Source organism: Mesorhizobium sp. M0910 (genome assembly GCF_040319465.1).
In the GTDB taxonomy this organism is placed as follows: Bacteria; Pseudomonadota; Alphaproteobacteria; order Rhizobiales; family Rhizobiaceae; genus Mesorhizobium.
The window spans coordinates 215,293-231,389 of record NZ_JAMYNZ010000003.1 but is presented as its reverse complement, the minus strand read 5'-3'; the positions used below and the strand labels follow the sequence as shown (position 1 = coordinate 231,389).

Below are 16,097 nucleotides of genomic sequence, written 5' to 3'. Positions count from 1 at the left end.
GCGTCTTCCTCCGGCCTATCTGAAACGCGTGACGTACCGCGCCGCGCCCGGATCGAACCAGCTGCTGGAATATTCCGCGCTGGCGCCGTCGCCAGCCCAGGCGATACGTTCTATGAACCCCACGACCGTCCCCGGCGGTGGCCTGAATTCGAGCGGGGCCCAGTCCGGCGCGGGTGCGACGGCAACATGGTCTTCGGCGCGAACGATCGAAAAGCCGAGAGCGAGCCGGTAGTGGAGATAGAGGGATTCCGACAAATCCTCGCGCTTGAGCCGCTCGGCGCGGCTGACGTCCAGCCAGATCTCCTCGACCGCGGCCGGCTCGCCGTCGAGCCGCCGCAGCCGGCGTATACGGTGGGCTTCGCCGGCGCTGCCGAATTGCGGCAGGTCGGCGGGCTTGCGCAGTCGCTCGACGGACAGCACGTCGGCGCTCGGCAGGCCGCCGCCGCCGATACGCTCCAGGCGAAAGAAAGCATAGACCCCGAGCAAGTCGCCGCGCGCCCGCACATAGTTACCCGAGCCCTGGATGCGGTCGAGAAGGCCCTTTTCGGTCAAATCTGCCAGCGCCCGCCTGAGCGTGCCGACGGCAATCCCGAGGCTCGCGGCCATCTCGCGCTCGGGCGGCAACCGCGCCCCGTCGGCCAGCCGTCCGGCCGCGATTTCGCGGATCAGCATTTCGCTGGTCTGCAAGTGCACAGGCAAGGGCCCGCGCATCTGGCTGGATCGGTGGCCGGGGTCAGCCCTTGTCAAATGCATCCCGCGTTCCAATCGCATCCCGGTTTCGGGTTTGGCTCAAATTGATACAGTATTGATCTACACCAAAACGAATGCTACGCAAGCCCTGTTCGCAGCTCCGGACCTCTTTGAAGAATGGCCCGAGCTTCTTTTTTGAAGAGTGGCAATGAGCATCGTCCCAATCACCTCGCCGGATCTCGATGCAGCCGAAGTCTCGTGGTTCGCCGCACTCTGCTCGGACGACTATCGCTATCTCGGTGTGCCGGACGGCGCGTTGCGCTCGAGCTGGGCGCATTGCTCCGAGATCGTGAAGGCGTCCGAGGAACTAGGTTTCCGCAACATCCTGTGTCCGTCGTCCTATCAGGTCGGCCAGGACACGCTGAGCTTCGCAGCCGGCTGCGCGCCGATCACCTCGAAGATCAATCTGCTCGCCGCTGTGCGCTGCGGCGAGATGCAGCCGATCATGCTGGCGCGCACGATTGCGACGCTGGATCACATGCTGGAAGGCCGGCTGACGGTGAACATCATTTCGTCGGACTTTCCGGGCGAGACAGCCGACAACGCCTACCGTTATCAGCGTTCGCGCGAGGTTGTGCAGATCCTGCGCCGGGCGTGGACCAGGGACAGCATCGATTTCGAGGGCGAGGTCTATCGCTATAAAGGACTCTCGACGGCGCCAGCGAAGCCCTATCAGCAAAATGGCGGCCCGCTGCTCTATTTCGGCGGTTATTCGCCCGACGCGCTCGAGCTTTGCGCCGAACAGTGCGATGTCTACCTGATGTGGCCGGAAACCAGGGAGGAACTTGCCGGGCGCATGAAAGCCGTCCACGAACGCGCCGAGCGTCATGGGCGGACGCTCGACTACGGCCTGCGCGTCCACATGATCGTGCGCGACACCGAGGCCGAGGCAAAGGAATATGCCCGGGAGCTGGTTTCGAAGCTGGACGACGAGCAGGGCAGGGCGATCCGCGAGCGCGCGCTCGACGCCCGATCGCTCGGCGTATCGCACCAGGCCAGGAACCGCCAGATCGCCGATGCCGAAGGCTATGTCGAGCCGCGTCTGTGGACGGGTGTCGGGCGAGCGCGCTCTGGCTGCGGCGCGGCGCTGGTGGGCTCGACCGATCAGGTTCTGTCGGAAATCGAGGCATATATGAAGATGGGGATCCGCGCCTTCATCTTTTCCGGCTACCCGCATCTCGACGAGGCGCGCCATTTCGGCACCAAGGTGCTGCCCCAGCTCAAGACATGCTCGCTCCCGCACGCCTATGGCCGGGTGCCGGAACGGATCCCGGCGACACCACTGGGAACGGGGGAGCGCCGCTGATGGAGCATGTCGTGTGCGATCCACGCCTTTTGCGCAATGCCTTCGGGCGCTTCGCCACAGGCGTAACGGTCGTCACCACTGGCACGGCCGACGGCCCGGTCGCAATCACTGCCAACAGCTTCTCATCCGTGTCGCTCGACCCGCCGCTGGTCCTCTGGTCAATCGGCCGCCACTCGCGCCGGTTCGAAGCCTTCGCTAATTCCGCGCACTACGCCATTCACGTGCTGGCGGAAGATCAAATCGATCTGTGCTGGCGTTTTTCGAAGTCGGGGACGGACTTTGCCGATCTTGACCTGTCGTGGAACGAGCACGGCGTGCCATTGCTGCCGCGCGCGCTGGCGCGGTTCGAATGCAGCGTCGCCGACCGTTTCCCGGCTGGCGACCATATGATCCTGCTTGGACGTGTCCTTGAACTGGAGACGCAAAAGGGTTTGCCGCTGCTCTTTGCTGGCGGCAAGTCGCGCGCTCAAGAGGCCAGTTGATGACCGCCGGCGCCGCTCCGGGCTGGTGCCGTCGACTGGCGCACCACGAGATTGCAGGCAAGCTCGACGCGGCGCGGCGGCGACCCCGAATGGGCCATGTCGTCGAGCAGCAGGCTAAGTGCTGCCGATCCGATCTCGCGCATGGGAATGTGCATCGCCGTCAGCGGCGGGTTGCAGAAGGCAGCGAGCGGCAAGTCGTCCATACCGACCACGGACACATCGCCAGGCACCGAATATCCGGCCTCCTGGACGCCGGCGATGGCACCAAACGCCAGGCTGTCGCCGGCCGTCAGCACGGCGGTGAAATCGAGGCCGCGGGCCGCGATGCGCTTGGTCACGGCTCTGCTCGCAAGTTCCGGCAGCCAGTCCTGCACCTCGACCACAAAGTCGTCGAAGCCGGCAATGCCGGCCGTGATCAGCGCGTCGCGCCAACCTTCATAGCGCCGCTCGATTGTGCGCCGGCCACGCCGCATCAGGAACAGGATGCGGCGGTGGCCAAGGCCGATCAGATGCTGCGCGGCAAGCATGGCGCCAGAGCGATTGCAGGGCGTCACGCTCGAATGGCGCATCGAGGGATCGTCGCCGTTGACGAGCACGATCGGCTTAGCGAAGCCGGCTGTCAGCGTCAGCACATCGTCATCGTCCAGCGTCAGAAACAGGCAACCGGCGACGCTGTCGTCGCGCTCGGATTCACGCAGCAGCGCGATTTCGTCCTCGGGCGCCGAAACCGGCCGGGTCACCAGTTCGACGCCCAGCAACCCGGCACGCTCGTTCAGTCCATCAAGGACATGGTAGGTGAACTGATTGCGGGCACTGTCCACCATTGCCACGCTGCTTGCGGCCAGGATGACCTTGCGGCCGGCAACCGAGGCGGGAATGGCGTAGTTCATCGACTTCGCCGTTTCGATGATCCTGGTGCGAAGCTCATCCCTCACGCCGCCGACGCCGCTCAGCGCACGGGAGGCGGTGCTGACCGACACGCCGCAACGCGCCGCGATCTCCTCAAGTCGAATGCGGCGGCTGGGGCGGCCGCGCTTGCCCTGGATATTCATCCGCTTCGTTATCTCCGGCAAAGTCATCCGATTAATGCAAAAAATTTTCAGATTGCGCAAGAAAAATGGCTGTGAAACAGTTCTGATGAAGCGGGAGAAACGGGAGGAGTGATGCCGCTATCGGCCGAACGCCTGAATTCCGCGCTTGCCAGCCTCGTGGCGGGCATGACCGGCTTGCGTCATGACGGGCGGTTCCATGAGCCTAATCTCGACGGCACGCCGGGCGACTATGTCAGCTTCGACAGCTGGGAATGGCCACAAGGCGTGGGGCTCTACGGGCTGGTTCGGCTGTGGGCGCAGACCGGCGACGATCGGCTGCTGCAGACGATCGAGACCTGGTATGATCGACGCATCGCTGCCGGTCTCCCGGCGATGAACGTCAACACCACCGCGCCTCTGCTGGCGCTAAGCGAATTGTGGCGACGGCGGCGCCAGCCGCGCTTCGAGCCGGTCCTGCGCGAATGGGCCGAGCAGGTAGTCATCGCCTTGCCGCGGACGCCCGAAGGCGGTTTCCAGCATGATGTTTCGGACCGGGTCAACGACGACGAATTGTGGGACGACACGCTGTTCATGGTGGCGCTGTTCCTCGCATCCTACGGCCAGGCTGCCGGCCAGCGTCGCTTCGTCGAGGAAGCAGAAAGGCAATTCCTGGTTCACGCCCGTTATCTCGCTGACCCGGCATCAGGGCTGTGGTTTCACGGCTGGACGTTCGCGGGACGGCACAATTTCGCCCGTGCGCGTTGGGCGAGAGGCAATGCCTGGATTACCGTCGGTATTCTCGAACTGGTGGAGTTCGCCGAAATTGCACCTTCGGTCCGAGCCTATCTGCTCGGCGTGCTGGACACGCAGATCAACGCCCTGCTCGAGGTGCAGGCAGGTTCGGGCGCATGGCACACTCTGCTCGACGACCCGATGTCTTACGAGGAGATTTCCGCCACGGCCGGCTTCGGCTACGGGTTGATGAAGGCCGCGCGGCTCGGAATCGGCTCGACAGAGTGCCGTGCCGCCGGCCTCCGCGCCTTGGAAGCCGTGGTGGCCAACATCGATGACAAAGGTGTGGTGGCGAACGTGTCCTATGGCACACGCATGGGCGCCGACCTGCAGTTCTATCGCGATATACCCATCCATCCGACGGGCTACGGGCAGGCGCTGGCCATTCTGTGCCTGACCGAAGGGGCGCGGCATCTGCAGTCGAAGGTGGAGGCGGCGTGATGCGGACGCTCTATGGCGCGTCGCCGGGCGATATTGCCGGCATGGACACGGACCGGCTGAGGGCCGAGTTCCTCGTCGACGGCTTGTTCCGGCCTGGCGCGATCGAATTCGTCTACACCCATGTCGACCGCATGATCTTCGGTGGCGCGATGCCGCTGGCCAACCCGCTGGCATTCGGCAACGGGGCCGAAGTCGGCACCCCGCTCTTCTTTGACGCGCGCGAGATGGGCATCGCCAATCTCGGCGGCAATGGCACGGTCGCGGTGGACGGCCGGCGCTTTCACGTGGCTAACCGCGACATCGTCTATGTCGGACGTGGAGCGCGTGAGGTGACGCTGGAGAGCGACGATCCGGAGAGGCCGGCACGCTTCTACATGAACTCGGTGCCGGCCGGCGCCGATGTTGCGCACCGTCTCATCGTCAGCAGCGAAGCCAGGCCGCTTGTGCTCGGCGAGGAGGCCCGCGCGAACAGGCGCACGCTGCGTATGTACATCCATCCCGAAGTGGCCCCGTCCTGCCTCTTGCTGATGGGGATCACCGACCTCGCGCCGGGCAGTGTGTGGAACACCATGCCGCCGCATCTGCATGAGCGGCGCATGGAAGCTTATTGCTATTTCGACCTCGCCGAGGCCGACCGTGTAATCCATCTGATGGGCCGGCCAGACAAGACGCGCCACCTGATGGTCGCTGACGGCGACGTCGTCCTGTCGCCTGCCTGGTCTATCCATATGGGTGCCGGGACCGGCCCCTATGCCTTCGTCTGGGGCATGACCGGCGAGAACCAGGCCTACACCGATGTCGATCCAGTTGCCGTGAAGGATTTGCGATGAGCGAGGCCGCGCAAAGCGTTCGGACGGACTTTACGCTGCGCCGGCCGCTCATGGCGGGGCAGCCAATCGTCTATTGGCGGCTCGGGTCTATCGCCGAGCAACGCTACGACGTGGCCGACCAGCCCATGCAAGGCGAGATGGATCCCTTCTTCTTCCTGACCAAGCACAAGAATTTCATTCCCCATGAATATCCGTGCCGCGCGCAGTTCGCAGCGGAACGACGCGGCAAGCGACCACAGGTCAGCGCCGAATTCGGCGCCGAGCGCATCTGGCTGCCCTTCGCCTCGCCGCGCATCGACCTATCGGGCTTCTGGTTCCGGCCGACGGTGCTTGGAACCTGGGCCGAGACCACCATCGAGGCGGCCTCGACTGGCGAGGCGCTGGTGCGGCTGCGCACATGCGGCGGCGCCACACTCTTTGCCAATGGCGAGGAAGCCGGCTGGATGGCGCCCTACGGCCGCAATCTGGAAAGTGCAGAGCATTTCAAGATCGCGCTGAAGGCCGGCCGCAACGACGTCCGGATATGGTTCGACGATCTCGCAGAGCGCGACGCCCGCTACTATTTCCAGCTCGATTATCTATCCGGTCCGGCTGCTTCGGTGGCACTGCCGATCGAAGTCGAGAGCGGCGTTGCCGATGCGATGGAAGCAGCCCTTGACGACATGCATTTCGACCGTCCCGCCTATGACGGCGGCGAGGTGGCGCTCGTCACCGGCGTGGCCCTGCCGCGCGACGCGCAAGTCGAGATCGAGATCGAAGGCGATTTCATGTCGATCGAGACGCCGGTGCGCTTCGCCTTCGATCTGCCGGCGGGCCAGACGCGGCTGCCGATCGCCGATACCGAGCAGCTGCCGGCCGACTTTCGCCATTTCAAGGTGGCGCTGACGGTCGCAGACCATTCCGTATCGCGTGTCTTCGGCGTCGAGATATGCCACGCGCGCCGTCAGGGCGATGCGCCGGAAACGCTTACCGCGCGTATAGATGAAGCCCTGCGCGAGGTCGCCGGTCACGCCGAGGCCGACACCGTGCGCGCGCTGGCGCGCCTGGCGATCGGGCGGCAGGGCGCCGAGACCGACGCCATGATCTCCGGCACGCTGCCGGCGATCGAGGATTGTCACGATTGCGCCGACTTCATCCTGGTGCCGCTGCTGTGGTGCCGCAAGGCCTATGGCGATCGGCTGGAAGCGAGCCTGCGCGCGCGCGTCGACAACGCCATCCTCGGCTATCGCTACTGGATGGACGAGCCCGGCAATGATGTGCAGTGGTACTTCTCCGAGAACCACGCGCTGCTCTTCCACACCGCCGCCTATATTGCCGGGGGCCTGTTGCCTGATGTGCGGTTCGTGCGGTCGGGCCGCCTTGGCCGCGAACAGTCCGCGGTTGGAGCCGCGCGTGTACGCGCCTGGCTCGACCATTTCGAGGCATGGGAGATGGCCGAGTTCAACTCGGCGCCTTATTTCCCGATCGACCTCAAGGGCCTGTGCGCGCTCTACGCGCTGGCCCCGGACAAGGACATCGCCGAACGTGTCGGCAAGGCAATCATACGCCTGCTTGAACTCGTCGCCCGCTCGGCGCACCGCGGCATTCTCACCGGGGCGCAGGGCCGCTCCTATGAGCACACGCTGCGCGCCGCGCGTTCCCTGGAATTATCCGGCATCTGCCGCATGCTTTGGGGCAAGGGCAATTACGGCATGCGCTTTCACGCGCTGCCGCAGCTGGCACTCTGTCTGCGGGATCACGATTTGAGCGTTCCCGATGGGTTGGCTGCAATTGCTTCCCTCACCGACGATACGGCGTGGGAATGGACTTTCGCGCAGGGACAAGACCGCTTCGCGCGGCTCTACCACTATAAGACGCGCAACCATGCGATGGGCAGCGCCGCTGGCTACCGCTGGAACCAATGGGGCTATCAGGAAACCGTCATTCACGCCCGGCTGGGCAAGAATCCGGATGCGCAGATCTGGATCAACCACCCCGGCGAAGTGCTGCAGTCGGGATATGGCAGACCATCATATTGGGGCGGCTCAGGCACTTTGCCCCGGCTTCACCAATACCGCGACCTCGCCATAGTCAGCTTCTCCTGCTCGGATGAACAGCCCGACTTTTCACACGCCTGGTTCCCCGCAAGTGCCTTCGATGCCGTGCAAGTGGGTGGCGATCGGGCGCTCGCGCAATCTGGCGACGCCTTCGTCATGTTGAAGACGGATGTTCCGCTCACGCAGGTCGTGGCCGGCCCGACCGCCGGCAACGAGTTGCGGGCGGCGGGACGCAGGACGACATGGATCGTCCGCCTCGGTGATCGGAATGCCAATCTGCCGGCGCTCGACGCGTGGGCGGGCGCCTTTGCCGGCCTGTCTGTGCGGTCGGGTCCAGACGGCGAGTTGACCGCCGAGGATCCGGAGTACGGCACGGTGCATTTCCTGGCCGACGCAAGGATTGTGGCTGAGGGACGTACACTCGATCCGGCCAATTGGACCGTGCGCGGTGAGGCGATGCGCATGAAGCAAAGAGAGTAGGGAGGAAATCGGCTGCGACGCTCAAGAGGAGAGGGCGTGGCCGCTTGAACCATCGGGGCGCCGCCCCGCTAAAGGAGGAGACCAAGCATGAATAAGACCCGCACTTTGCTGGCCGCGCTATCGGTCAGTCTGCTCGCATCGACCAGCGCGTTTGCCGGTGACGTGCGCATCATGTGGTATTCGGACGGTGTCGAGGGCGATGTCATCCAGGACATTCTGAACCGCTTCATGAAGGACAATCCCGAGATCCACGTCACGCTCGACAACGTCGCCTACAAGGTGATCCAGGAGCAGCTGCCCATCCAGCTCGAAGCCGGCCAGGGGCCGGACATCGCTCGCGTCACGAACATCAAGGAGCTTGCCCAGCACTGGCTCGATCTCAGGCCACTGGTGGCCGATCCGAAATACTGGGAGGCCAATTTCGCTGACACGCTGGACTGGATGCGCCCCGATGGCTCCAACGCCATCCCGGGTTTCATGACCCAGCTCACGCTCACTGGCGGCTTCGCCAACAAGACGCTGTTCGAACAGGCCGGCGTGCCGCTGCCCGGTGACAAGGCGACCTGGGACGACTGGATCGCCGCCGCCGCCGAGGTGGCGAAGAGCCAGCAGCTTCCGGCTGCCTTCGCCATCGACCGTTCCGGTCACCGCATTTCGGGTCCGAATGTCTCCTTCGGAGCGAACTATATAGGCCCCGATGGCATGCCGGCGAAAGTGGACGACGGCACCAAGGCGTTCGTCGGCAAGCTCGTCGACTGGACCGCCAAGGGCCTGATGCTGAAGGATACCTGGGTGTCGGCGGCAGGCTCGACCTATCGCGCGGCCGCCGACGACTTCATCAACGCCCAGATCCCGTTCTACTATTCGGGCAGCTGGCAGGTCGCCAATCTGTCGACCAAGATCGGCGATAGTTTCGACTGGGTGGCAACCGGCTCGCCCTGCGGTACCGCAGGATGTTCGGGGGTGAAGGGCGGCGCGGCGCTGGTTGCCATCAAATACACCAAAAATCCCAAGGACGTCGCCAAGGTCATGGATTATCTGGCCCGTGAAGACGTGGTGAAAGAATTCAGCGAGCGCACGCTGTTTCTGCCCGCGCACAAGGGCGTCGTAGACAAGGGCGGGCTGAAATGGGTCTCGGCCGACAAGAACGTCGGTCCGGCGCTCGACAAGTTCGTCAAGGCGGCGGGTGAAACCCTGCCGGCGGCCGATGCGCTGCCGCCGTGGAAGTGGGCCAACGCTTACTTCGCCGCGCTGGTGACGCGCGTCAGCCAAGTGATGGCCGGCGAACTCAGCCTCGACGATGCCTGGGGCAGAATCGACCAGGATATCGCCGACAAGGTTGCCGAGGCGAAGTGACCGCCGCCGCGACACTGAAGGCATGGACTGGCGCCGCGCTCGCGGCGCCGGTCGTCTGGCTGGCATCGATCGTCAACGTGCCGCTGAAGTTCTGGCAGCGCGCGACGGGCACCGGTGGCATGGCCGCGTTCTTCCTCGCGCCAAACATGGCGATCTTCGGCATTTTCGTCCTGGTGCCGATGATCATCAACTTCTTCTATTCGGCCACGTCGGGAACGGCCTACTTCCTGCAGGACCGAACCTATGTGGGGCTCGAGCAATACCGCCGCCTGCTCGATTGCGGCAACTACCTGGACACTGCCACTTGCCACGAGGATCTCTTCTGGAAGGCCGTGCACAATACGGGCCTGTTCGTCGTCGTGCAGGTGGCGCTGATGACGGCCGTGTCGATGGCGACAGCGTTGATCCTCAACCGCGAGATCGTCGGGCGCAGCTTCTGGCGCGCGGTGTTCTTCTTTCCGGTGCTGCTGTCGCCCGTCGTCACCGGCCTGATCTGGCGTTGGATCCTGCAGCGCCAGGGCCTGCTCAACCTGATCGTCCATGATCTGGGCGGCGAGCCGCACAACTGGCTGACGGACCGTTTCTGGGCCTTCACCGCCGCCGTCAGCGTTTCGGTCTGGGCACATATGGGCTTTTACACGCTCATCCTGCTTGCCGGATTGCAGGCGATCCCGCGCGACCTTTACGAAGCGGCCGAGATGGACGGCACGAAGCCGGCGCGGGTGTTCTGGCGCATCACGCTGCCGCTGCTGATGCCGAATCTGCTTGTCGTCATCGTACTGACGCTGATCCGCGCCGTGCAGATCTTCGACGAAGTCTATGTGCTGACGGGTGGAGGGCCGGGAACCTCGACCCTCTATATCACGCAGTACATCTATGAGATCGGCTTCGCCTCCCTGTTGCGCAATCCGGGGCTGGCTTCGGCGGCTTCGATCCTGATGGGGTTGGTGCTGGTCGTGCTCACCTTGGTTCAGCTGCAGGTCGGACGCCGGGGTGAGCGGAAAGGAGCCCGCGAATGAGCCGGGTCGTGACATTCCTGACCCGCCGGCGCGGCGGTCGCGGCTGGCACTGGACGGATATCGTGAGCTGGCTGTGGCTGCTCGGCGGTGTTGTCATCATGTTCGGCCCGGCCGTCTGGCTGGTGGGTTCGTCATTCAAGACGCCGGCACAGCTCGCCGAGTTCCCCCCGACCATAATGCCTTATGTCAGCCAACAGGCGACGGTCGAAGGCTACGACAAGCCGCTGGCCCTCTACAGGGTGAAGCTGCCGGATGGTTCGAGCAAGGTGCTGGCCGAGGTGCGGCGCATCGGCATCATGGCGCAGATGGTGGACCCGCAGGCGCCGAAGGATGTCGTCAAGATCAACATCGCCGACCGGCAGCCGGTGCGCGAAATCGGCTTCGCGACGGAGAACTACACCGAGCCCTTCGTCCATTTCGACTTCCTGCGCTATCTGCGCAATTCGATTTTTGTGACGGCAATGGCGACGCTGATCACGCTGCTCACCAATTCGATGGCCGCATTCGCCTTGTCGAAATACAAGTTCCGCGGTCGCGATCTGACGATGCTTGTTATCGTCGGTACGCTGATGGTGCCGCTGTCGGTCATCCTGGTGCCGCTCTATTCGGTGGTGGGCGCCGTTGGGCTGCTCGATTCGCTGTGGGGCGTGATCTTGCCGACCGTGGCGACGCCAACCGGCGTCTTCCTGCTGCGCCAATACATGCTGACCATCCCCGACGAGCTGCTCGATGCGGCTCGCATGGACAATGCTTCCGAATGGCAGATTTACTGGCGCATCGTATTGCCGCTTGCAGCACCGGCGCTCGCCGTGCTGGCGATCTTCTCGGTCGTCTGGCGCTGGAACGACTTTCTGTGGCCGCTGGTGGTGCTGTCGCGCAAGGAACTCTACACACTCCAGGTCGGCCTCAATACCTATGCCGGCCAGCTAAACGTGCAGTGGCACTACATCCTGGCGATGACCGTGGTGACGATGATCCCCGTCGTCCTCGTCTTCGTCTTCCTGCAGCGTTACATCACTTCCGGCATTGCCGGCACCGGGCTGAAGTGAGGATGTCATGGGACGGATAACGCTGACCAACATCGATCGCGCTTACGGCAAGATGAAGATCTTGCACGGCATCAACCTCGACGTCGGTGACGGCGAGATGCTGGTCCTCGTCGGCCCGTCGGGTTGCGGCAAGTCCACGCTGCTGCGGCTGATTGCCGGGCTCGATCGACCGACCGACGGCAAGATCGAGATCGACGGGGTCGACGTCACCAACGTTTCGGCCGCGCAGCGCGGTCTGGCAATGGTGTTTCAGTCTTACGCGCTCTACCCGCACATGAGCGTGCGCCAGAACCTCGCCTTTGGCCTCGAAAACATCCGTATGCCCAAAGCCGAGATCGACGCGCGGATCACGGAAGCGACGCGCATGCTGGAAATTGCTCCCTATCTAGACCGCCGGCCCGGTCAACTGTCGGGCGGCCAGAAGCAGCGCGTGGCAATCGGCCGTGCGGTGGTGCGCAATCCGACCGCCTTTCTACTCGATGAACCGCTGTCCAACCTCGATGCCGAACTGCGTATCACCATGCGCGCTGAACTGGCGGGCCTACACCGGCGGCTGGCAACCACGATGATCTACGTCACCCATGACCAGATCGAGGCGATGACGCTGGCGGACCGCATCGTGGTCATGCGCTCGGGGCGGATCGAACAGGTTGGCCGGCCGCTCGATCTCTACAACGCGCCGGCCAACCTGTTCGTCGCCGGCTTCATCGGCGCGCCGCGGATGAACCTGCTGCCGGTGAAGGTGCGTTCGGCAAGCGGCGCCGAGGTGCGTGTCGAAGGTCCAGGCGGGCTCTCAGCCTCGATCGCGGCCGATGGGGTCGCGCTGAAACCGGGAGACGACGCGACGCTTGGCATCCGGCCACACGACATCCAACTTTCGAATGGCAGCAAGGGATCGGTGGAAGCGCGTGTAATGCTGGCCGAGGCGTTGGGACCGGAAACCGTTGTCCACGCCACCATTGCCGGCGACAGCAAACTGATCGCCGTTCTCAAGCAGCAGGGCGTTGAAACGCAAGGGCCGCCGATCAACCTCGCTCTGCCGCCGGAGCGCATGCATCTCTTCGATGCCGCCGGGCTGCGCGTTCCACAGCGTTAGCCTCACGCGAGGCCATCGTTAGGGGCCTCGTAGTGGCGATATCTCCGCGCAATACATGGATTTCCATGAGATGCAGCCGAGGCATGGCGGAACTAGATTTAGGCGGTGAGTTCGCCTGTCCAGATATTGAAAACAAGTGCTATATCAAGCGCTGACGGTCCCCAGGCTTTTTTGTCCGACAGGAGAAGCCAATGACACCAGCGTCCAACTCACTTGGCGAAATCGACCCCGAAGCAACGCTTGCGCTGCAAATCATCGAGAGCATGCCCGGCCACGCGTGGGCAGCCGATGCCGCCGGAAGATTCACCTATGTCAGCCCAAACACCCTGGCGTTCCTCGGCAACACGCATGAGGATCTCAACACTTCCGAAGACGACGATGAGTTCGGCTGGCGTCGAGCTGTCCATCCCGACGATTATGATCCTGTAGCCGCCAGATGGCGGCATTGCCTCGAAACCGGCGATCCCTATGATACCGAGCATCGTCTGCGGCGCGCCGATGGCGTCTATCGCTGGTTTCGAAGCTCAGGACGACCTTTTCGCGATAGCCAGGGGCGCATCATTCAATGGTACGGCACGACAATAGACATTGAGGATCAGAAGCGGGCCGAGTCAGCATTGCGCGACCGGGAGGGGGAACTCTCGCAGCTCGTGGATATGGTCCCGAGTCACATCTGGCGGCTCGATCCCGACGGCGAGCCGATCTTCTTCAATGGGCGCATGGTTGACTTTCTTGGCCTCGACGTAGCGGATCTGGACCGACCGGGCATGAGCCGGCTGGCGGCGATGATACAGGCCGCCGTTCATCCGGACGACGCGGCAGCATTCGGCGATGCACTCCGCGGTTGCTTCGCTACCGGTGCGAGCTTCGCCATGCGCTATCGCCTGCGCCGTGCCGATGGCGTCTATCGCTGGATGTCGAGCCGGGCGGAGCCGATGCGCGATGACGCCGGCCGCATCGTCCAGTGGTATGGCCTCTGTCACGATATAGACGATCAGATGCACGCCGAAGCGGCGTTGCGGCAGAGCGAGCAACAACTTCGGCACATGATCGACGCCGTGCCGGTCCGTATCTGGAGCGTGATGCCGACCGGCGGGCCGGTCTACTTCAACAAGCGATACCAGGACCATTTCCGCTCCGTTATCGCCAACTTTGACGCGCTCGGCGAGCCGGGAATCGAAACGTTGCTGTACGAGGTGATTCATCCCGAAGATGCTCCCGAGGTGCAGCGCACGTTGCTGAGTTGTTTCGAAACTGGCGGCGGCTCCGCGATGCGGTTTCGCTGGCGCGAAAAAGACGGCACCTATCGCTGGGCTGAGTGCAGGGTCGAGCCGCGGCGCGATGACGACGGAACGGTCGTGCAGTGGTACGGGGTTTCTCTCGACATCGACGATGAGGTGCGCGCGCAGGCGGCGTTGCGCAAAAGTGAGCGGCGCCTTCAGCAGCTTATCGACACCGTGCCCGCTTTGATCTGGAGTACGACACCGGAAGGGACGCCATCCTACGTCAACAAGCGGTTCACCGATGTAACCGGGGCCACGCTCCATGACATCACGGCCCCGGACGGCTCGCCGTCGCTGAGCGTCATCCACCCAGACGATATCGACACCGCACGGCAGGCGATCCGCCATTCATTCGCAACGGGCGTGCCTTACGTTCAGAGATATCGCCAACGGCGGGCCGACGGCGGCTATCGCTGGACCGAGACTCGCGCCGAGCCGCTGCGCGACGAAGATGGCAGCATTCTCCAATGGTACGGTGTGAGCGTCGACATCCATGACCTGGTGACCACGCAAGCGGCGTTGCACGACCGGGAACGAGAGCTCTCGCAACTCGTCAACATGGTTCCGAGCTACCTCTGGCGGCTGTCTCCCAACGGTGAGCCGACCTTCTTCAACAAGCGCCTGATAGATTTTCTCGGCCTGGACATAGCGGACGCGGAAAAACCGGACATGAGCCTGCTGGCGGCCTTCATTGCCACCGTCGTCCATCCCGACGATGCAGCCAGCCTGAAGGAAGCACTCGACAGCTGCTTTGCCACCGGCGAGCGCTTCTTCATGAGGTATCGCCTACGCCGTGCCGATGGCGTTTATCGTTGGATGGAGGGCCGCGCCGAGCCGCTGCGGGATCACGGCGGACGCATTGTCCAGTGGTACGGTCTTACGCACGACATCGACGATCAGCTGCGCGTCGAAGCGGCGCTGCGCGAGAGAGAACGCGCTCTCTGGCAGCTCGTTGAAACGCTGCCGGCAATGATCGATTGCGCCGCGCCAGATGGCGAACCGATATACCGCAGCCAGCAGCTCCGCGAATTCCTCGGATACAATCTTGAGGAATTGGACGAAGCGGGAAAGTCGCGGCTGGCTGGCACACTCGACGCCGGTGTTCATCCCGACGACCTGACAGGCGTCAAAGAAAGATATGCCCATTGTCTGTCCACAGGCGAGCCGTATGCGCGACGGCACCGTCTGCGGCGCTTCGATGGTGAATATCGCTGGGTCGAGACGCGTGCCGCGCCGATGCGCAATGCCGAAGGCGCCATAGTGCAATGGAACGTTATCTGCCTCGACATCGAAAATGAGGTGCGGACACAAGAGGAGCTTCGACTGGCACAAGAGAGACTTGCGCGTGCGAGTCAGGCGGCGAGCCTTGCCGAACTCTCCGCATCCATCGCTCATGAGGTGAACCAGCCGCTGGCCGCCATCGTCGCCAACTCGAACGCATGCCACCGTTGGCTGTCCGCCGAGCCCCCGAACGTCGAGCGCGCGAAGATCACGGCCGAGCGCATCATCCGCGACGCCAATTCGGCGGCGGATGTCGTCAGCCGCATCCGTGCCTTGTTCAGACCTTCGCTTGAAATGAGAACCAGTACGCCGATCCCCAGCGTCGTTGCGGAAGCCCGTGACCTTATGGCCGAGGAAGCCATGCGGCGTCGCGTTCGCATGGACATCGACGTCGAAAGCAACCTTCCGCTGGTTGCGTTCGATCGCGTCCAGATCCAGCAGGTCCTGGTCAACCTCATTCGCAACGGCATGGAGGCGATGGACACCACCGCGGGCGACAAGGTTCTTGGGATGCGCGTGCACCGGATAGAGGACACGATCCAGACCGAGGTCAGCGACCGAGGCCCGGGTATCGAACGTCCTAACAAGATATTCGAGCCGTTCTTTACAACGAAAGGGAACGGGATGGGCATGGGGCTCGCGATCTCCCGTTCGATCATTGAGTCTCACGGCGGACGCCTTTGGGTGGAAAATAGCGTGCCGCGTGGGGCGACATTCATCTTCACTCTCCCGGTTGAAGCGAAAGCTGCGCAATAAGTCGGGCGACACCTCGGCCACCGGCGGCGCTCAGTAAGCGCTTGGTTTTTCGGCTCTCGGTGAAGGGGCGCCGCCGCCCCGTGCAATGCATGGATTTCCATGAGGTGCG

The 16,097-nt window shown here is 63.6% G+C and carries 12 protein-coding genes; 10 read left to right on the top strand and 2 right to left on the bottom strand.

Annotation, left to right across the window (positions count from 1 at the left end):
* Positions 1-15 precede the first annotated feature (15 nt).
* Positions 16-672 carry a GntR family transcriptional regulator gene (locus tag NKH78_RS08755; protein ID WP_352777239.1) on the bottom strand — a complete coding sequence of 219 codons (657 nt, stop codon included), beginning with the start codon at positions 670-672 and terminating at the stop codon, positions 16-18.
* A gap of 226 nt (positions 673-898) precedes the next feature.
* Between NKH78_RS08755 and NKH78_RS08750 the strand changes: the two genes are divergently transcribed.
* Both NKH78_RS08750 and NKH78_RS08745 read left to right on the top strand, forming a co-directional pair.
* Positions 899-2,056, top strand: a complete 1,158-nt coding sequence (locus NKH78_RS08750) for an LLM class flavin-dependent oxidoreductase (protein ID WP_352882675.1) — start codon at positions 899-901, stop codon at positions 2,054-2,056.
* Entirely contained in the window at positions 2,056-2,538 is a 483-nt protein-coding gene (locus NKH78_RS08745) for a flavin reductase family protein (RefSeq protein WP_352777244.1), read from the top strand. The genes NKH78_RS08750 and NKH78_RS08745 overlap by 1 nt, the downstream gene beginning before the upstream one ends.
* Here NKH78_RS08745 and NKH78_RS08740 read toward each other — a convergent pair.
* Positions 2,523-3,590 carry a LacI family DNA-binding transcriptional regulator gene (locus tag NKH78_RS08740; protein WP_352777246.1) on the bottom strand — a complete coding sequence of 356 codons (1,068 nt, stop codon included), beginning with the start codon at positions 3,588-3,590 and terminating at the stop codon, positions 2,523-2,525. The two genes, NKH78_RS08745 and NKH78_RS08740, sit on opposite strands and share 16 nt — an antisense overlap.
* 111 nt (positions 3,591-3,701) lie before the next feature.
* On the opposite strand from NKH78_RS08740, the gene bglB reads away from it, so the two are divergent.
* From bglB to NKH78_RS08700, 8 genes are all read left to right on the top strand, one after another.
* Complete coding sequence (gene bglB / locus NKH78_RS08735; RefSeq protein WP_352701578.1) at positions 3,702-4,802, top strand: beta-galactosidase BglB; 1,101 nt, start codon at positions 3,702-3,704, stop codon at positions 4,800-4,802.
* Positions 4,802-5,632 carry a 5-dehydro-4-deoxy-D-glucuronate isomerase gene (gene kduI, locus NKH78_RS08730; protein WP_352701577.1) on the top strand — a complete coding sequence of 277 codons (831 nt, stop codon included), beginning with the start codon at positions 4,802-4,804 and terminating at the stop codon, positions 5,630-5,632. Before bglB ends, kduI begins: the two co-directional genes overlap by 1 nt.
* Complete coding sequence (locus NKH78_RS08725; protein WP_502899788.1) at positions 5,629-8,148, top strand: hypothetical protein; 2,520 nt, start codon at positions 5,629-5,631, stop codon at positions 8,146-8,148. Before kduI ends, NKH78_RS08725 begins: the two co-directional genes overlap by 4 nt.
* Before the next feature lie 87 nt (positions 8,149-8,235).
* Complete coding sequence (locus NKH78_RS08720; RefSeq protein WP_352701576.1) at positions 8,236-9,504, top strand: ABC transporter substrate-binding protein; 1,269 nt, start codon at positions 8,236-8,238, stop codon at positions 9,502-9,504.
* A complete protein-coding gene (locus NKH78_RS08715) occupies positions 9,501-10,523 on the top strand; it encodes a carbohydrate ABC transporter permease (RefSeq protein WP_502896023.1) in 1,023 nt (340 codons plus the stop codon). Before NKH78_RS08720 ends, NKH78_RS08715 begins: the two co-directional genes overlap by 4 nt.
* Positions 10,520-11,572, top strand: coding sequence for a carbohydrate ABC transporter permease (locus tag NKH78_RS08710; RefSeq protein ID WP_352777248.1), 1,053 nt, complete (start codon positions 10,520-10,522; stop codon positions 11,570-11,572). Before NKH78_RS08715 ends, NKH78_RS08710 begins: the two co-directional genes overlap by 4 nt.
* Positions 11,573-11,579: 7 nt before the next feature.
* Positions 11,580-12,668: an ABC transporter ATP-binding protein gene (locus NKH78_RS08705; protein WP_352737040.1), complete on the top strand. Its 1,089-nt coding sequence runs from the start codon at positions 11,580-11,582 to the stop codon at positions 12,666-12,668.
* A 191-nt stretch (positions 12,669-12,859) separates the two neighbouring features.
* Complete coding sequence (locus NKH78_RS08700) at positions 12,860-15,988, top strand: PAS domain-containing protein (RefSeq protein WP_352737039.1); 3,129 nt, start codon at positions 12,860-12,862, stop codon at positions 15,986-15,988.
* Positions 15,989-16,097: the final 109 nt, after the last annotated feature.

Coding starts and splice junctions, on each gene's coding strand:
- NKH78_RS08755 (WP_352777239.1), bottom strand. CDS start 672: ATGCTGATCCGCGAAATCGCGGCCGGACGGCTGGCCGACGGGGCGCGG.
- NKH78_RS08750 (WP_352882675.1), top strand. CDS start 899: ATGAGCATCGTCCCAATCACCTCGCCGGATCTCGATGCAGCCGAAGTC.
- NKH78_RS08745 (WP_352777244.1), top strand. CDS start 2,056: ATGGAGCATGTCGTGTGCGATCCACGCCTTTTGCGCAATGCCTTCGGG.
- NKH78_RS08740 (WP_352777246.1), bottom strand. CDS start 3,590: ATGAATATCCAGGGCAAGCGCGGCCGCCCCAGCCGCCGCATTCGACTT.
- bglB (WP_352701578.1), top strand. CDS start 3,702: ATGCCGCTATCGGCCGAACGCCTGAATTCCGCGCTTGCCAGCCTCGTG.
- kduI (WP_352701577.1), top strand. CDS start 4,802: ATGCGGACGCTCTATGGCGCGTCGCCGGGCGATATTGCCGGCATGGAC.
- NKH78_RS08725 (WP_502899788.1), top strand. CDS start 5,629: ATGAGCGAGGCCGCGCAAAGCGTTCGGACGGACTTTACGCTGCGCCGG.
- NKH78_RS08720 (WP_352701576.1), top strand. CDS start 8,236: ATGAATAAGACCCGCACTTTGCTGGCCGCGCTATCGGTCAGTCTGCTC.
- NKH78_RS08710 (WP_352777248.1), top strand. CDS start 10,520: ATGAGCCGGGTCGTGACATTCCTGACCCGCCGGCGCGGCGGTCGCGGC.
- NKH78_RS08705 (WP_352737040.1), top strand. CDS start 11,580: ATGGGACGGATAACGCTGACCAACATCGATCGCGCTTACGGCAAGATG.
- NKH78_RS08700 (WP_352737039.1), top strand. CDS start 12,860: ATGACACCAGCGTCCAACTCACTTGGCGAAATCGACCCCGAAGCAACG.